This window comes from Campylobacter sp. MG1 (genome assembly GCF_026616895.1).
Taxonomy (GTDB): domain Bacteria; phylum Campylobacterota; class Campylobacteria; order Campylobacterales; family Campylobacteraceae; genus Campylobacter_E.
Genome location: NZ_JANYME010000002.1, coordinates 159,130 through 175,938 on the forward strand (window position 1 = coordinate 159,130; position 16,809 = coordinate 175,938).

The 16,809-nt window shown below is 28.8% G+C and carries 11 protein-coding genes; 9 read left to right on the forward strand and 2 right to left on the reverse strand.

Going from position 1 to position 16,809, the window contains the following annotated elements:
* The first annotated feature begins 24 nt into the window (after positions 1 to 24).
* The 9 genes from NY022_RS02295 (at position 25) to NY022_RS02335 (ending at position 8,067) form a co-directional block, all read left to right on the forward strand.
* The gene (locus NY022_RS02295) at positions 25 to 1,056 is read left to right on the forward strand and encodes an N-acetylneuraminate synthase family protein (RefSeq protein ID WP_267523381.1); all 1,032 of its coding nucleotides are present in this window, start codon (positions 25 to 27) and stop codon (positions 1,054 to 1,056) included.
* Positions 1,049 to 2,173, forward strand: coding sequence for a UDP-N-acetylglucosamine 2-epimerase (gene neuC / locus NY022_RS02300; RefSeq protein ID WP_267523382.1), 1,125 nt, complete (start codon positions 1,049 to 1,051; stop codon positions 2,171 to 2,173). Before NY022_RS02295 ends, neuC begins: the two co-directional genes overlap by 8 nt.
* Positions 2,170 to 2,841: a cytidylyltransferase domain-containing protein gene (locus tag NY022_RS02305; protein WP_267523383.1), complete on the forward strand. Its 672-nt coding sequence runs from the start codon at positions 2,170 to 2,172 to the stop codon at positions 2,839 to 2,841. The genes neuC and NY022_RS02305 overlap by 4 nt, the downstream gene beginning before the upstream one ends.
* Positions 2,838 to 3,479, forward strand: coding sequence for a hypothetical protein (locus NY022_RS02310; RefSeq protein WP_267523384.1), 642 nt, complete (start codon positions 2,838 to 2,840; stop codon positions 3,477 to 3,479). Before NY022_RS02305 ends, NY022_RS02310 begins: the two co-directional genes overlap by 4 nt.
* Positions 3,480 to 3,698: 219 nt before the next feature.
* A complete protein-coding gene (locus NY022_RS02315; protein ID WP_267523385.1) occupies positions 3,699 to 4,586 on the forward strand; it encodes a glycosyltransferase family 2 protein in 888 nt (295 codons plus the stop codon).
* A gap of 226 nt (positions 4,587 to 4,812) precedes the next feature.
* Positions 4,813 to 5,484, forward strand: a complete 672-nt coding sequence (locus NY022_RS02320) for a hypothetical protein (RefSeq protein ID WP_267523386.1) — start codon at positions 4,813 to 4,815, stop codon at positions 5,482 to 5,484.
* 246 nt (positions 5,485 to 5,730) lie between these two features.
* The gene (locus tag NY022_RS02325; protein ID WP_267523387.1) at positions 5,731 to 5,994 is read left to right on the forward strand and encodes a hypothetical protein; all 264 of its coding nucleotides are present in this window, start codon (positions 5,731 to 5,733) and stop codon (positions 5,992 to 5,994) included.
* A complete protein-coding gene (locus NY022_RS02330; protein WP_267523388.1) occupies positions 5,960 to 7,042 on the forward strand; it encodes an MBOAT family O-acyltransferase in 1,083 nt (360 codons plus the stop codon). Before NY022_RS02325 ends, NY022_RS02330 begins: the two co-directional genes overlap by 35 nt.
* Before the next feature lie 8 nt (positions 7,043 to 7,050).
* Positions 7,051 to 8,067, forward strand: coding sequence for a hypothetical protein (locus tag NY022_RS02335; protein WP_267523389.1), 1,017 nt, complete (start codon positions 7,051 to 7,053; stop codon positions 8,065 to 8,067).
* A gap of 33 nt (positions 8,068 to 8,100) precedes the next feature.
* On the opposite strand, the gene rpoC is transcribed toward NY022_RS02335, so the two are convergent.
* Together rpoC and rpoB are read right to left on the reverse strand one after the other, a co-directional pair.
* Positions 8,101 to 12,636, reverse strand: coding sequence for a DNA-directed RNA polymerase subunit beta' (gene rpoC, locus NY022_RS02340; RefSeq protein WP_267523390.1), 4,536 nt, complete (start codon positions 12,634 to 12,636; stop codon positions 8,101 to 8,103).
* On the reverse strand, positions 12,629 to 16,759 hold the full coding sequence (gene rpoB / locus NY022_RS02345) for a DNA-directed RNA polymerase subunit beta (protein WP_267523391.1): 4,131 nt from the start codon (positions 16,757 to 16,759) through the stop codon (positions 12,629 to 12,631). Before rpoB ends, rpoC begins: the two co-directional genes overlap by 8 nt.
* Positions 16,760 to 16,809: the final 50 nt, after the last annotated feature.

Consider the following 16,809-nt stretch of genomic DNA (forward strand, 5'->3'; position numbering starts at 1 on the left):
TAAAATAAAAATAAAAGGTTTAAAATGCAAATTTTAAATAGAATTATAGATAAAAATAATCCAGCACTAATTATTGCGGAAATTGGTATTAATCATGGTGGTAGCCTTGAAGTTGCTAAACAGATGGTAGATGCAGCTCATCGTGCAGGAATTGAAGTTGTAAAACATCAAACCCATATAGTAGAAGATGAGATGAGTAAAGAAGCTAAGAAGGTAATTCCAGGAAACTCAAACGATAGCATATATGATATTATGGCTAGATGTGCCTTAAATGAGGTTGATGAATTAGAGCTTAAAAAATATGTAGAAAGCAAAGGTATGATTTTTATATCAACCCCATTTAGTCGTGCAGCAGCTCTTAGATTAGAGAGTTTTGGAGTAGGTGCATATAAAATAGGTTCTGGCGAGATGAATAATTACCCACTTTTAAAATTAATTGCTAGTTTTCATAAGCCTACAATTATTTCAACAGGTATGAATGATATAAATTCCATTAAAAAAGCTGTGAAGATTTTTAAAGATGAGAATACCCCTATTGCATTACTTCATACTACAAATCTTTATCCAACACCACCACACTTAGTAAGGCTTGGGGCTATGCAAGAGATGATGAACGAATTCCCTGATTTAGAAATTGGACTTAGCGATCATACTTTAAACAATAACTCATCAATTGCAGCTATTGCTTTAGGAGCAACGATAATTGAAAGACATTTTACCGATCATAAAAATAGAATTGGTGAAGATATAGTTTGTTCTATGGATGAAAATGAAGCAAGAGAGCTTGTAAATGCTGCAAAAGAACTTCATCAAATGAAAGGTGGCAAAAAAGAGGCAGCTAAAGAAGAAAAAGTAACCATTGATTTCGCATTTGCAACTTGTGTAAGCATAAAACCTATTAAAAAAGGAGAGATGTTTAGCGTGGATAATCTTTGGGTAAAACGCCCTGGAACAGGTGAAATACTAGCTGAACATTATGAAAGTTTATTGGGTAAAAAAGCAAGATATGATATAGAAAATGATACTCATATAACTTGGGATATGGTAAATGAGTAAAAAAATACTTTTTGTAAGTGGAACAAGAGCAGATTGGGGGAAAATAAAACCACTTATAAATGAGATTGATAAGTGCGAAAACTTTTCTTATATGATTTATACTTGCGGTATGCATTTACTAGAGCAATTTGGAAGTACTTATAAAGAGATTATTAAAGACGGATTTTCAAATTTATATTTAGCAAAAAAATATGAAACAAATAAAACTGATATAAATTTATCTCATTTTATAAGTGATTTTAGCGAGTTTGTAAGTTCATATAAACCTGATATGATAGTAATTCACGGGGATAGACCGGAGGCTTTAGGTGGTGCTATTGTTGGAGCATTTAATAATATTTTAGTAGCCCATATTGAAGGTGGAGAAAAAAGTGGCACTATAGATGATAGTATAAGACACTCGGTTACTAAACTATCTCATATACATTTTGTAGCAAACGATGAGGCTAAGGCTAGACTTATTCAACTAGGAGAAGATGAAAAAACTATTTTTGTGATAGGTTCTGCAGATATTGATGTAATGTTAAGTGATAATTTGCCAAATTTAGATGATGTTAAGTCATATTACAATATAGAGTTTAAAGATTATGCAATATTTTCATTTCATCCTGTTACAACTGAAGTTCATTCTATGCAATATCAAATTGAGAATTTAATTCAACTATTAATTAATAGTAATAAAAACTATATTTGCATATATCCGAATAATGATTTGGGTAGCGATATTATTTTAAATGAATTAAAGAAGTTAAAAACTAATTCAAAATTTAAATTATTTCCATCAATTAAATTTGAAAAATTTTTAACACTTTTAAAAAATGCTGAATTTATTATAGGAAATAGTTCAGCTGGTATTAGAGAAGCTAGAGTATATGGGACTTATTGTATAAATATAGGTTCAAGGCAAAATTCAAGAGTAAAAGAAAATATAAAATATATAAAAACATTTAAATCAGATGATATGCAATTACTGGATTTTATTAAAACGCATAATTTTAATATAAAAAATAAAGATAATTCTTTTAGTAGTGGAAATTGTGCAAGTGAATTTCTTAAAATTTTAAATAATAAAAAGACTTGGAAAATTAATTTGCAAAAAAGGTTTAATGATTTATGAAAGTTTTGGCAATCATCCCAGCAAGAAGTGGTAGTAAAGGTGTAAAAGATAAAAATATTAGACTCGTAAATGATATTCCTTTAATGGCATACACTATAAAAGCCGCTAAAACAAGTGACATTTGCGATGAAGTAATGGTATCAACCGATAGTGTAGAATATGCAAATATTGCTAAAAGTTATGGTGCTAATGTGCCGTTTTTGCGTAGCGAGAAGACAAGTAGTGATACGGCTAAAACTTTAGATTGTGTTTTAGAGGTTTTAGATGAGTATAAAAAAATAGGTAAAACATTTGATGTTTTAATAATTTTACAACCAACTTCACCACTTAGAGATGCTGAAGATATTAAAGAAGCTTTTAAGACTTTTTTAAAGCATAACAAAAGTGTAGCTAGTGTATGCGAAGGTGATAATGTTGTTTTATTAAGAACTATCAGTGATGGTAAATTAGAAAAAATAATAGAACAAAATAGCACAATAAGACGTCAAGATTTTAAGAAAAACTATAAAATCAACGGAGCTATTTATATAAATTATATTAAAGACTTAGATGAAAATACGAGTTTTAATGATAACGAAATAGCTTTTATTATGGAAAAATCCCATTCACTTGATATAGATACTGAGTGGGACTTGAAATTTGCTGAATATTTAAAAGGAACAATATGAAATTCTTTGAAAAATTATTAAAAAGTATAAAAAAACGCACTGATTTATATTATTTTTACTATAAATACTATGATTTTTTTAATAAAAATCAAGAAATTAAATTATACGCATTTTTAAGGGCTTATAATGAAAAACAAACTATAAAAATGAGTTTAGAAACTATGTTGCAGGGGGGGGTAATAAATGGAATATTAGGCTATCATCTAAACGAACAAAAAAGTGACGATGGAACTAGTAAAATTTTAAAAAAATTTGCAGAAAATAATAATGGCTTTAAAGATATCTTATACCCTTATCATGTAATTCCAGCTCACGATAATAGATATGAAAATAATACAAATGCAAATTTGCGTTTAGATACATATTATAATTACATTCTTAATCATATCCCAAAAAATGAATGGTTCATAAAAATTGATGGAGATCACTTATATAATCCAATAGCACTAAATATGGCAATAAAACAGATAACTAATAGTTATGATGTAATTTATTTACCATACATAAATATACACTATAAAAATAATAAACTATTTTTTATAAAAGATGGCTTTAGAATCGGAGATGATAATTGGATTGTTAAATATATAAATGGTGTTAAATTTATTTTTGATTCAAAAATAAATGTGAAAAAATAAAATTTAACGCAAGACAAAAACTAATCAAAGCGGATAATATAATTAGTCTACATTTTCCATTTTTAAAAACACATAGATCACATATTATTAAAGATGATATGTTGATTTCATTTGAAGATTTTAATTTAAATTCAATTAACTTAACTAAAATTGATAAAGAATTTTTAAATAAAGAAAATATTATAAATATATTAGAAAGATATATTAAGGAAAAATAAAATGCCACTAATATCAATAATCCTACCAACTTATAATGTTGAAAAATATATTGCAAGAGCACTTGAAAGCTGCATAAATCAAACTTTAAAAGATATAGAAATAATAGTAGTAGATGATAAAGGACAAGATAAAAGCATTGATATTGCAAAAGAATTTGCAAATCGTGATGATAGGATAATAATTGTTCATAATAAAGAAAATTTAAAGCTTTTGCACGCTAGAGCCGAAGGGGTAAAGGTAGCTACAAGCGATTTAATTATGTTTTTAGACCCAGATGATGAATTAGAGCTTAATGCTTGTGAGATTGCTTATCGCGCAATGGTTGATGGGGGGGGGTATATTATAGTTGATATGCTTTGTTTTAATTTTTGCAAAATAACAAATAAGGACAAAGTATTTGAAAATATATTTATTGATAATATATATAAAACGAAAGATTTTATACAATATATAATTAATATAAATAAATGTTATTGGAATTTATGTAATAAAGTTTTTAAGAAAAGTTTATATTTAAACATTTTAAAATTTAATTTAAAAAATATAATTATGGCAGAGGATGCTTTATGTTTTTTTATACTATTAAACTATACTAATACTATAAAGACATTAAAAAATAATCTTTATTTATATTATCAAAATAATTTAGAATCTTCAACAATAACAAATAATTTACTAAAAATAGAACATGCATTAAATGATGAAAAATACGTAATTAATATAATAAATGATTTTAATACTATAGATATCAATATGGTCAAATTAAAAAATAATATATTAAAAAAATTAAAGAATTATCATAATGAAAGAAAAATGATATATTATAATCTGAAATTTCCATATATTAAAAGTATAATAAAGATATTTTATAAAATAATAAAAAAATGAAGGTATAAATATGCAAAAAGTAGCAAGTTTTTGGTATACAAAACCTAATATAGTGGGGGGGGGTATTTCAAAACTTGAAATTTTATGTATTAAATCCTGACTAGATAATGGATTTGAATTTAATCTATATACATATAATTTAGATGATAAGATTTTTAATTATTTCAAAAATAACTTTTCAAACTTTAAACTTCAAGACGCTAATGAAATTATTAAATTTGAAGATATGTTCAGTGATGATAGGGGTGTTGGAGTTGCTGGATTTAGTGATTATTTTAGATTTAAAATGATTTATATAACAGGAATTCCTTGGGTAGACTTGGATATGATATGTTTAAATAATTTTTCTATGGATAATGATTTTATAATTATTAAGGAAAAACTTAAAAACAAAGATAAATTTTACCAATCAATTACAACATCATTGCTTAAATTTCCAAAAAATTCAGAATTTGGAAAATACTTAATTAAGGAAAGTGAAAAATTAATAGATAATAGAAAAGTTATTCCTTGGGGAATTATAGGTCCTGTTTTTTTAAATGATGCATGTATTAAATTTGGTTTAGACAAAATAGCGTTGGATTATAAAGAAACTTGTCAAGTATCATGTTATGAAGTAGAAAAATTTATTTTTAGCAAAAATATTGATTTTAATGCAAAATGTATTCATTTTTACAACGAAATGTTAAAATGGGCCAAAATTGATAAAAACAATAGATATTTTGACTATTCAATTTATGAACAATTAAAAAATAAATATAATATTTATCCCATATTAGAAGACTTAAATATTAAATGTAATATAAAACATATTGATATTATTAAAATAAAATGGAGATTTTCAAAACTTAGAAAGTATATAAGACATCCTAAATTATTAATTTATAAAAATAAGTAATTATAATTAAGTAAAATTTTAAAAATAAAGGTAGAAATAATGCTCTTTAACTCCAATCTATTCATATTTATATTTTTACCAATAATATTTATTTTATATCACACGCTAAATTACTATAGGCAAATAAATCTAGCAAAGGTTTTTATGATATTTGCTAGTTTTGTTTTTTATGCTTATTTTAAATATTCACTTGTATTTATATTAATAGCTTATATTCTAATAAACTATATTTTTTATCATTTACTAATGCGGTATAAAAGTAAGCTTTTGCTAAGTCTTGGGATAGGGCTAAACTTAGCAATATTAGGATATTTTAAATATAAATATTTTGTTATAGATAATATAAATAATATATTTAACCTTGATATTATTAATCCAACCATACTGCTTCCACTTGGAATTTCGTTTATTACCTTTCAGCAAATCGCATTTTTAAGTGATTGTTATAAGTATCAGCGTGATATAAAAACTCTCGTTGGGGGGGGGGATTTTAGGATTTATAAACTTTAGTTTATTTGTAAGCTTTTTCCCACAATTAATTGCTGGACCTATTGTGCATTATAAAGATATGATGCCGCAATTTAAAAATCCAAATAACTTCATATTAAGATATAAAAACATAGCTTTAGGATTATTGTTTTTTACAATTGGCTTATTTAAAAAAGTAGCCTTAGCTGATTATCTAGCACCTAGTATTGATGCAACATATAGTTATGTAGAAAGCGGAGGAGTATTAAACCTAATTGAAAGCTGGGTATTAACCCATGCTTATACATTTGAGCTTTATTTTGATTTTAGTGGATACTCTGATATGGCGATAGGCTTAGCATTGTTTTTTAATATAAAACTTCCATATAACTTTAATTCTCCTTATAAGTCTTTAAGTATTTCAGAGTTTTGGCAAAGATGGCATATGACATTAGGAAAATTTTTAAAAGATTATATTTATATTCCACTTGGTGGTAGTAGGGTTGGCAAATCTAGACAATACATAAATTTATTTATAGTCTTTTTAATAAGTGGAATTTGGCACGGAGCTGGATGGGGATTTATAATATGGGGAAGCTTACATGGAATTGCAATATGTATTCATAAAGCATATATGAGTGTGTTTGCTAATGTTACTTGGTTTAAGAATAGATTAAATAGTAAGTTTTATAAAGTAATAATGTGGATTATTACATTTGAGTTTATTAATATTACTTGGGTGTTTTTTAGAGCTACTAGTATAAATGATGCTTTAAGTGTTGTTAAGAGTATGTTTTTGGTGCATGGGCAAATCGTATTAAGCCCTAATATGCAAAGGCTGTTTAAAGATAATCCTTTGTTTGCATTTGGCAAATGGGGAGAGCATTTTACTATAGGGCAAAGTTCTATGCTAAACGCTGTGCTTTTAATGATAGCTTTTGTTTTGTTATTTAGGTCTTCACATTTAAATATATATAAAAAGTTTATTTTTAAAGATAGATATTTTGTATTAATAGGGATTATGCTGATTTGGTGTATTTTAAAGCTTAATATTACTGCTTATACAAAATTTATATATTTTAACTTTTAGGAATATTTATGAATAGATATTTAAAAAGAATAATTATAGGAGCTTTTGTAGTTCCATTTGTATGTTTTTCATGTGCAATAGGGTTTATATACTTTTATGATCCTTTGCAATTATTTCGTGAAAAATATTCAAATAGATATATTGAAGATATCAATATATCTTTTAAAAGAGTATTAGGCAATTATGATTTTAATGGTGTTGTTTTAGGAACCTCAATGTCAATAGAAAACAACCCAAAAGAGTTGAATTTTGCTAAATTTATTAATGCTAGTCAATGGGCAATTAGATTTAATTATAGGACAAACCTGTTGAATTATATTTTGAAATATAAAAATATAAATTATGTGATTTTTGATTTAGCACATATTAAAGATGATTTTAATAGCGAGTATTATAATATAGTTTCTATGTATGGTAGTGATAACATTTATTCAAAATTTATGATTTATGAAAACAATAAAACATTTCTAAAATGCATTATGTCTTTTTTTGAAATTGATACTTGTTTTGGCAAAGAGCATGATTTTTATTCACATGTTAAAATGATTAATGAATACATTAAAAATGATTATGAAGTCAATGAGAAAGATTTTATTTCTAATCAAAATAACTATTATGACGATTCGCAAATTTTTATCAATTATTTTAGTGCGATATTGAATACCTACAAAGATGTTTATTTTATTTTTATAATACCACCAAAGTCTATTTTAGCATTAAAATCAAAAGATATCAACAAAGAGGTAGAGGTGTATAAGGATATTATTTTATTTTTAAGTAAATATGATAATACTCAGATTCATTTTTTTGGCAATGAACAATTTGTTGATAATATAAATAACTATTATGACCTTTATCATTACAAACCTTGGATTAACTCACGCATTAATAAGTCTATAAATGAAGGTATAAATATTATTACAACCAAAAATATGGATGAATATTTTGATAAATTTATTAAAAAAATAAAAAATTATGATATCAAAGCTTATGAAGAAGCTTTAAAATTAAATATTAAAGAATAAATATCCTTGCTCATTTGAGCAAGGATATCATATTTACTCACCTTTACGAATTTGTAATTTTGCTCTTGAATAAAGTCCCGTTCCAACAGGTATCATTCTACCTAAAACAACGTTTTCTTTTAAGTCTTCTAAATAATCTACTTTACCAGTTACACTAGCTTCAGTTAATACCTTAGTAGTTTCTTGGAACGAAGCAGCCGAGATAATACTATCACTGCTAACTGACGCACGAGTAACGCCCGTTAAGCGTGGTTCTGCAATAGCTGGGCTTCCACCAAATTTCATAACAGCTTCGTTTTCTTCAGCAAATCTACGCTTACTTACTACATCGCCTACTATAAACTTAGTATCTCCACTATCTATAATGGTTACTTGTCTTAACATTTGTGAAATAATAATTTCTATATGTTTATCACTAATTGCAACGCCTTGTCCGCTATAAACTTGCTGAATTTCACTAATTAAATAATGGTGCAATGCTTTCTCGCCTAATATTCTTAAAATATCATTACTTGTAATTGTTCCATCAGTTAAACGCTCACCTGCATGAACCATCTCACCATCTCTTACTTGGATTTGGCTATGGCGATCAATTGTATGCTCAACTAAATTGCCATCAGCACCTTCTATAGTAATAACTTGACGCATACGGCTAGCTTGACCTAGTCTTACAATTCCATCAATCTCAGCTAATGTAGCAGGGTTTTTAACCTTTCTTACTTCAAATAATTCAGTAACTCTTGGAAGACCACCCGTAATATCCTTAGACTTAGTTGCTGCCTTTGGAGTTTTAGCTAGAATTTGAGCCTCACCAACATTGTCATTATCATTAACATAAATAATAGTTTTAGAATCTAATTGATATTTGATACTTGTTCCATCATCTTTAGTAACAACAATAGCAGGTTTCATACTTACAGGTAAATATTCATTAACAACTAAATTTGTATTTCCAGTAAGTTCGTCAGTTTGCTCTTCAACACTCAAACCAGGTTCAATATCAACAAAACTTACAACACCATCACTCTCAGCTATGATAGGATTATTATATGGGTCCCACTGAGCTATTATATGACTTTCATTACTTGCATCTGTAACTATTAAATCATTAGGATTTTTAATAATTTCATTACTTCCAAATTCTATTTTAGATTTTCTTGGAACATAATAACGTTTAGCTTCTCTATCATTTCCATCTGAAATAATTACAAATAAACCTTTTTCATTAACTATATGACCTTTTTTAAGCTCAATTTTTTCTAAACCATCACTTTTTTGAATGTAATAATTTAATCTTCCAACTGCATTTGCCCTGATATCTTGTGCTATAGGCGCACCATCTTCTACAATAAGTTCTGATGCATAAGGAATACGTCTTGGAATGTTATAGTCTTCTTTAATAACTTCAACTATACTTTCATTTTCAACAACTTTATCACCTTCTTTATAAGGTAAATAAAGCTTTCCTAATAAGTTTCCACTAACACCAGCTAATTCATTAACTTTAGCAACATCATGGCGTCTTAATATATACTTTTGCTCTTTCTTACCAGATTTTACTATAACACTTATATCATCATGAGAGTAAATATAAGATATAGTTCCATTAAATGGAGCTTTAATCTTAGGCTCAACTAAAAGAATATTTGCATTTCTACGATTTGCGATAATTTGTTTGCCTTCATTATTTTTATAAGTTTGAACATTATAAAATCTTATGAAACCTTCTTTTTTAACTTCTACTTGTCTATCTTGCATATCAGTTGTAGCAGTTCCCCCACTGTGGAAAGTTCTAAGTGTTAGCTGAGTTCCTGGCTCACCGATTGATTGAGCTGAAATAATACCAACAGCTTCACCAGTTTTAACTAACTTACTTTCAGCAAGGCTAATTCCGTAGCACTTAGCACAAATTCCTTTTTTAGCTTTACAAGTAATTGGAGTTCTAATTGTAACTGATTTGATATTGCTTTGAACAATACTTTTTGCTTTTACTTCATCAATTAATGTGCCTTCATTAAATAATACTTCATTGCTAATTGGATCAATAACATCATCAGCTAAAACCCTACCTATAATTCTATCGTGTAAGTTTTCAACTACAACACCATCAGCAGTAATTTCACTAACTTCTATACCTTCATGAGTTCCACAATCATTCATAGTAATTTTCACATTTTGAGCAACATCAATTAGCTTTCTTGTTAAGTGTCCTGCACTTGCGGTCTTAAGCGCTGTATCCGCAAGACCTTTTCTAGCTCCGTGAGTTGAGATAAAGTATTCAAGAACATTTAACCCTTCTCTAAAGTTTGAAGTAATTGGTGTTTCAATAATAGAACCATCAGGTTTAGCCATAAGACCACGCATAGCTGCTAGCTGTGAAATTTGAGCCGTTGAACCTCTAGCACCTGAATCAGCCATCATATAAATTGAGTTAAATCCTGCTTTATCGTTTTTCATTAGATTAATCATATTTTTTGATAATTCATTATTAGTATTTTTCCAAATATCAATAATTTTATTGTAACGCTCACTAGCAGTGATTAGACCTTGGTTAAATGAATTTTGAATTTCTCTTACTTTTGTTTTTGCATTTTCAATACTATCACCTTTTTCATCAGGAACAATAATATCAGCAATAGAAATTGAAATACCAGCCTTTGTAGCATATTCAAAACCTAAATTTTTAAGATTATCAAGGAAACTTGCACTAATTTCTAAGCCACCATTTTTATAAACATAATCAACTAATGCTCCGATATCTTTTTTCTTTAAAACCTTATTCCATAATTCTTCAGGAACAAAATCAGGTAAAATTGATTTGATAATCAAACGACCTGCAGTAGTTTTAATGCTTTTACCATTTACAACTGATTTTATACTTGCATGAATATCAAGTGAGCCTGTTTGCATAGCCATTAATACTTCATCAACACCCGTGCAAATCTTATTAGCACCTTTTGCATCTGTTTTTTCAAGCGATAGATAATAAATACCTAAAACCATATCTTGTGATGGAACTGTTATAGCCTTACCACTTGCAGGTAATAAAATATTCATTGAGCTTAGCATTAATATCTTACATTCTGCTATTGCTTCTTGGCTAAGTGGAACATGCACAGCCATTTGGTCGCCGTCAAAGTCAGCGTTAAATGCAGCACAAACTAAAGGGTGTAACTGAATAGCTTTACCTTCAACTAGCACCGGATGGAAAGCTTGAATTGAAAGCTTGTGTAGAGTTGGTGCACGGTTTAGCATTACAGGATGATCTTTTACTACTTCTTCTAAACATTCCCATACTTCGTTAGTCTTTTCGCCTATCATTTTATGAGCTTGTTTAACCGTAGTTGCATAACCTTTTTCTTCAAGTTTAGCTAATAAATGTGGTTTAAATAATTCTAAAGCCATTTGTTTAGGTAAACCACATTGATCCATTCTAAGTTTTGGGCCAACAACAATTACGCTACGACCTGAAAAGTCAACACGCTTTCCAAGTAGGTTTTGTCTAAAGCGTCCTTGCTTACCTTTGATGATTTCAGTAAGTGATTTTAGAGTTCTTTTGTTTGCACCTTTAGCTGCTCCTGTTTGTTTTCTAGCGTTATCAAACAATGAATCCACAGCTTCTTGAAGCATTCTTTTTTCGTTTCTAATAATAATTTCAGGTGCGTCAAGTTCAATTAATTTTTTCAAACGAGAATTTCTATTAATCACACGGCGATATAAATCATTCACATCAGAAACAGCAAATTTTCCACCATCAAGTGCCACTAATGGTCTTAAATCAGGTGGTAAAACAGGTAAACATGTAATCATCATCCATTCAGGACGATTACCTTCTCCATTTTGAGAGCTTGCTAAAAAGCTTTCTACAACTTTTAATTTTTTAATAATTGCCTGTTTTTTAGACTTAGGTGCTATTTCACATTCTTCTTTTAATTCTCTTACCATATCTACTAAATCAAGTTCAGCTAATAAATCATGAATTACTTCTCCACCCATTCTAGCTTTAAAGCCAGTATCTTCATATCTTTCATTTAAAGCCTGGAATTGTTCTTCGCTGATTACACTATATTTTGTAACTTTTTTATTATCATCATAAGTTGCTGTATGCGCATCTCCAACAGCTTCTACAATATATGCTTCATAGTATAAAACACGGCTTAAATCTTTTGTAGAAATATCTAAAAGCGTTGAAATTCTTGCAGGTATTGCATTTGAATACCAAGTATGAGCCACTGGAGTAACTAATTCAATATGACCCATTCTAGTACGGCGAACTTTACTTGTAGTTACTTCAACCCCACATTTTTCACATTTAACGCCTTTAAAACGCATTTTTTTATATTTTCCGCAAAGGCACTCATAATCTCTAATTGGTCCAAAAATCTTAGCACAAAATAAGCCGTCTCTTTCGGGCTTAAGTGTGCGATAGTTTATAGTTTCTGGTTTTTTTACTTCACCAAATGACCATGAACGAATAGCCTCAGGGCTAGCTATTTTAAACCCTATGGCATCAAATTGACTTGGTCTTTCTTCCTCATTAAGTTGGATTTTTACATATTTTTTATTCATCGTCTCTATCCTCTTTATAAACCTCTACATCTAAAGCTAACGATTTTAACTCGTTTGTAAGAACAAAAAATGTCTCAGGAATTCCTGCTGAAGTTACATTTTCTCCTTTTGCAAGTGCTTTATACGCTGCAAATCTTCCATCAATATCATCAGATTTAATAGTTAGCATTTCTCTTAAGGTATGTGCTGCACCATAAGCTTCTAATGCCCAAACTTCCATCTCTCCAAATCTTTGACCTCCGAATAATGCTTTACCACCAACAGGTTGTTGTGTAACAAGGCTATATGGACCTGTGCTTCTTGCGTGAACTTTCTCATCTACTAAGTGGTGAAGTTTAAGCATATACATAACACCCACATTTACACGTTCTTTCATCTTTTCGCCTGTACGACCATCGTATAGCTCACTTTTGCCATCCATATCTATTCTAGCCATTTCAAATAGCTTTTTAAATTCTTCTGCAGTTACACCTTCAAATACAGGAGCTCCAAATTTAACACCTTTGCTCCAATCTCTTGCATGAATTATAAATTCATCATCACTCATATCTTTTAAATATGTTTTAGCATCCATTAATCTTGAAATATCGCAAATATCAATCATTTTTTGACGTAATTCTTTGATAAAATCAGTTCTTTTTGCATCAAAAATCTCTTGAATTTGCTCTCCTAATCTAAGTCCTACTAAACCTAAATGGCTTTCTAAAATTTGACCTATATTCATACGACTTGGAACCCCAAGTGGATTCAAAACAATATCAACATGACGACCATTTGGTAAATAAGGCATATCAACTTCAGGAACTATGCATGAAACTATACCTTTATTTCCGTGACGACCTGCCATTTTATCCCCAACTTTTAGCTTACGTTTAGTTGCTATATAAACTTTTACAAGTTTTACTATACCATTTTGTAAAATATCATCTTTTTCTAATATTTCTAATTTTTCATCATGCTCTTGTTTTAATGATTTTTTTTCATTTTGGAAATGATTTTTTAAATCATCATAATACTTTTGAACATCCTTAGAATAAGCTTTTATAATGCTTCCTATAGCAAAACGATTTAAATTTAATAAATCATCTTCTTTTACAATTTCACCTTTTTTATAAGATGTTCCACCTATGATTTCAGCTTTTTCTAAAGGAGTTTCTTTTAACAATTTAGCAATCTTTAAATTTTCTTCTCTATCCATCATTAATAATCTATCATGATAGTCTTTTTCTAACACTAAACGTTCAGCATCTTGAGAAGCTTTTGCTCTAGTATCTTTTTCTATTCCTTTTTTTGTAAATACTTTTACATCAATTACAACACCTTCAACACTAGCACCTGCATATAAAGATTTATTAACTACATGACCTGCTTTTTCTCCGAAAATCGCTCTTAATAATCTTTCTTCAGGAGTTGGTTTTACTTCGCCTTTAGGAGAAACTTTACCTACTAAAATCATACCAGGTTTTATATGTGTTCCTATTCTTACAATACCACTTTCATCTAAATGTGCTATATCTTCATCTTTTACATTTGGAATATCACGAGTAATTTCTTCAACACCATCTTTTAATTCACGGGCTTCTATTTCTTTTTCATAAACATGAACGCTAGTAAATGCGTCTTCACGAATCATTTTTTCACTCATTACAATAGCATCCTCGTAGTTGTAACCATTCCAAGGCATAAATGCAATCAAAGCATTTTTACCAATAGCAAGCTCTCCTTGATCCATAGAAGGACCATCTGCAATTACTTGTCCTGCTTTTACTATATCACCTTTTCTTACAATTGGTTTTTGAGAAAATGTTGTATTTTGGTTTGTTCTTAGGTTTTTTTCTAATTTATAATGGTCTATATATAATCCATTTTCATCTTCACCTAATACGAAAATATTACCACTATCAACTTTTTCTATCTTACCACCACGCTTAGCTTTAATTGCCTCCCACGCATCTCTTGCTACTATTTTTTCCATTCCTGTTCCAACAATAGGAGCTGAAGTAGTAAGCAATGGTACTGCTTGACGCTGCATGTTTGAACCCATTAATGCACGGTTTGCATCATTGTGTTCTAGGAAAGGAATTAACGAAGCTGCAAGCCCAACGATAGCACCTGAAGTAAGATCAATAAGTCCTACATCTTCTCGTTTTGCTAATATCGTTTCTCCATCTATTCTAGCTTCAATTAAATCATCAACAATATTTCCATTTTCATCTACTTTAGTTGAAGCTGGTGCAATACAAATTCCTTCTTCTTGAGTAGCTGTTAAATACACGATTTCATCACTTATTTTACCATCTACAACTTTTCTATAAGGAGCTTCAACAAAACCTAAATCATTAACTTTTGCGTAAGTTGAAAGCGAGTTAATAAGACCGATATTTTGACCTTCTGGAGTTTCAACAGGACAAATTCTTCCATAATGAGTCGTATGAACGTCACGAGCCTCAAAACTTGCTCTTTCTTTTACTAAACCACCCTCACCTAAAGCTGATAATCTTCTTTTATGCGTAACTTCACTAAGTGGATTTGTTTGATCCATAAATTGTGATAATTGACCGCCAGTAAAGAAATCAAGTAATGTAGAAGTAATCATTTTTGAATTAATTAAATCACTAGGCATAAGCTCTTCAATAGGAGTTGTGATTGAACTTAATTTATCCTTAATACCTTTTTGAATTTTTGCAAAACCTACATGCAATTCGTTAGTCAATAATTCTCCAATAGCTCTAATTCTTCTATTTCCTAAATGGTCTCTATCATCTAAATATCCACGACCTGATTTAATTCTATAAAGGTATTGAATAGTTTTAATAATGTCTTCTTTAGTAAGAACTGTAATATATTCTGGTACGTTAAGACCTAATTTATGATTCATTTTCATACGACCAACTTTAGTTATATCGTATCTTTCAGGGTTAAATAACATATCTAAAATATAGGTTTTTGCCGCATCTAAAACAACAGGATCACCTGGTCTTAATACCCTAAATATTTTAGCTATTGCAAATTCTTCTTCATTTTCATAGTTTTCTGAACGTTTAAGTGATTTAAACATATCTAAATCATTTTGAAGAGTTTTTAACATTGAATCATCTATTCCTGAGCCAACATCATTAGCTATTTTAAATTCACTTCCATTATGAACTAAAGCTATTAATTTATCTTCATCAAGCATTGTAAGAGTATCAAATAACAACTCACCTGTGTTTTTGTCATATACAGGCTCTGCTAATTGGCGATTTGCTAAAATATCAACAGGATATTCTATCAAATCTAGACCACTTTCTTCTAATTCCTTAATTTTTCTTTTAGTTAATTTTTTACCTGCTTCTAATAATACTTCACCTTTTTCATTAATAATATCAAATTCTGTTCTGTCTCCTATATTATTAACATCAAAATTCGTATAAAACTTATGCTTTCTAAGTATGATAGTTTGTATAGGATAAAACAATTTTATTATATCCTCTTTACTATAACCCAAAACTCTCAATAATAAAGTAACTTGAAATTTTCTTCTCTTATTAATTCTTGCATATAAAATATTTTTTGAATCAAATTCAAAATAAATCCAAGCACCTCTATCAGGTATAATTTGACTTGAATAAAGAAGTTTATTACTCTCTTCACTTTCCTTAAAAATAACACCTGGACTTCTATGAAGTTGATTTACAACTACTCTTTCAACACCATTTATTACAAACGAGACTCTATCAGTCATTAAAGGAATATCTCTTATTGTAATATCTTGCTCTTTAGTTTCTTTAATGCCAAGTTTTTCGCCAGTTTTTTCATCTCTATCATATATATTTAAACGAATTTTAGCACGTAAATTTGCAGAATATGTAAGACCTCTTTCCATACACTCTCTTACTGTATATTTTGGTTTAACAAATTCACATGATACATACTCTAAACTTAATCTATTTTGAATATCACTAACAGGAAAAAATGATTTAAAAACTTTTTCTATACCATTTTCACCATTTTTATCACCTATATTTAAAAAATACTCAAAACTTTTTTGTTGCAACTGTAATAAATTTGGAATTTCAATTTGCTGTGGAACGTTTGAAAAATCCACCCTTAATCTATTTCCTGAATGTAAGCTATTTAACATATATTACCCTCTTGATGGTTTTGAAAGAATAGTTTTGTTGTAAAAACAAT

Coding starts and splice junctions, on each gene's coding strand:
- NY022_RS02295 (WP_267523381.1), top strand. CDS start 25: ATGCAAATTTTAAATAGAATTATAGATAAAAATAATCCAGCACTAATT.
- neuC (WP_267523382.1), top strand. CDS start 1,049: ATGAGTAAAAAAATACTTTTTGTAAGTGGAACAAGAGCAGATTGGGGG.
- NY022_RS02305 (WP_267523383.1), top strand. CDS start 2,170: ATGAAAGTTTTGGCAATCATCCCAGCAAGAAGTGGTAGTAAAGGTGTA.
- NY022_RS02310 (WP_267523384.1), top strand. CDS start 2,838: ATGAAATTCTTTGAAAAATTATTAAAAAGTATAAAAAAACGCACTGAT.
- NY022_RS02315 (WP_267523385.1), top strand. CDS start 3,699: ATGCCACTAATATCAATAATCCTACCAACTTATAATGTTGAAAAATAT.
- NY022_RS02320 (WP_267523386.1), top strand. CDS start 4,813: ATGTTCAGTGATGATAGGGGTGTTGGAGTTGCTGGATTTAGTGATTAT.
- NY022_RS02325 (WP_267523387.1), top strand. CDS start 5,731: ATGCGGTATAAAAGTAAGCTTTTGCTAAGTCTTGGGATAGGGCTAAAC.
- NY022_RS02335 (WP_267523389.1), top strand. CDS start 7,051: ATGAATAGATATTTAAAAAGAATAATTATAGGAGCTTTTGTAGTTCCA.
- rpoC (WP_267523390.1), bottom strand. CDS start 12,636: ATGAATAAAAAATATGTAAAAATCCAACTTAATGAGGAAGAAAGACCA.
- rpoB (WP_267523391.1), bottom strand. CDS start 16,759: ATGTTAAATAGCTTACATTCAGGAAATAGATTAAGGGTGGATTTTTCA.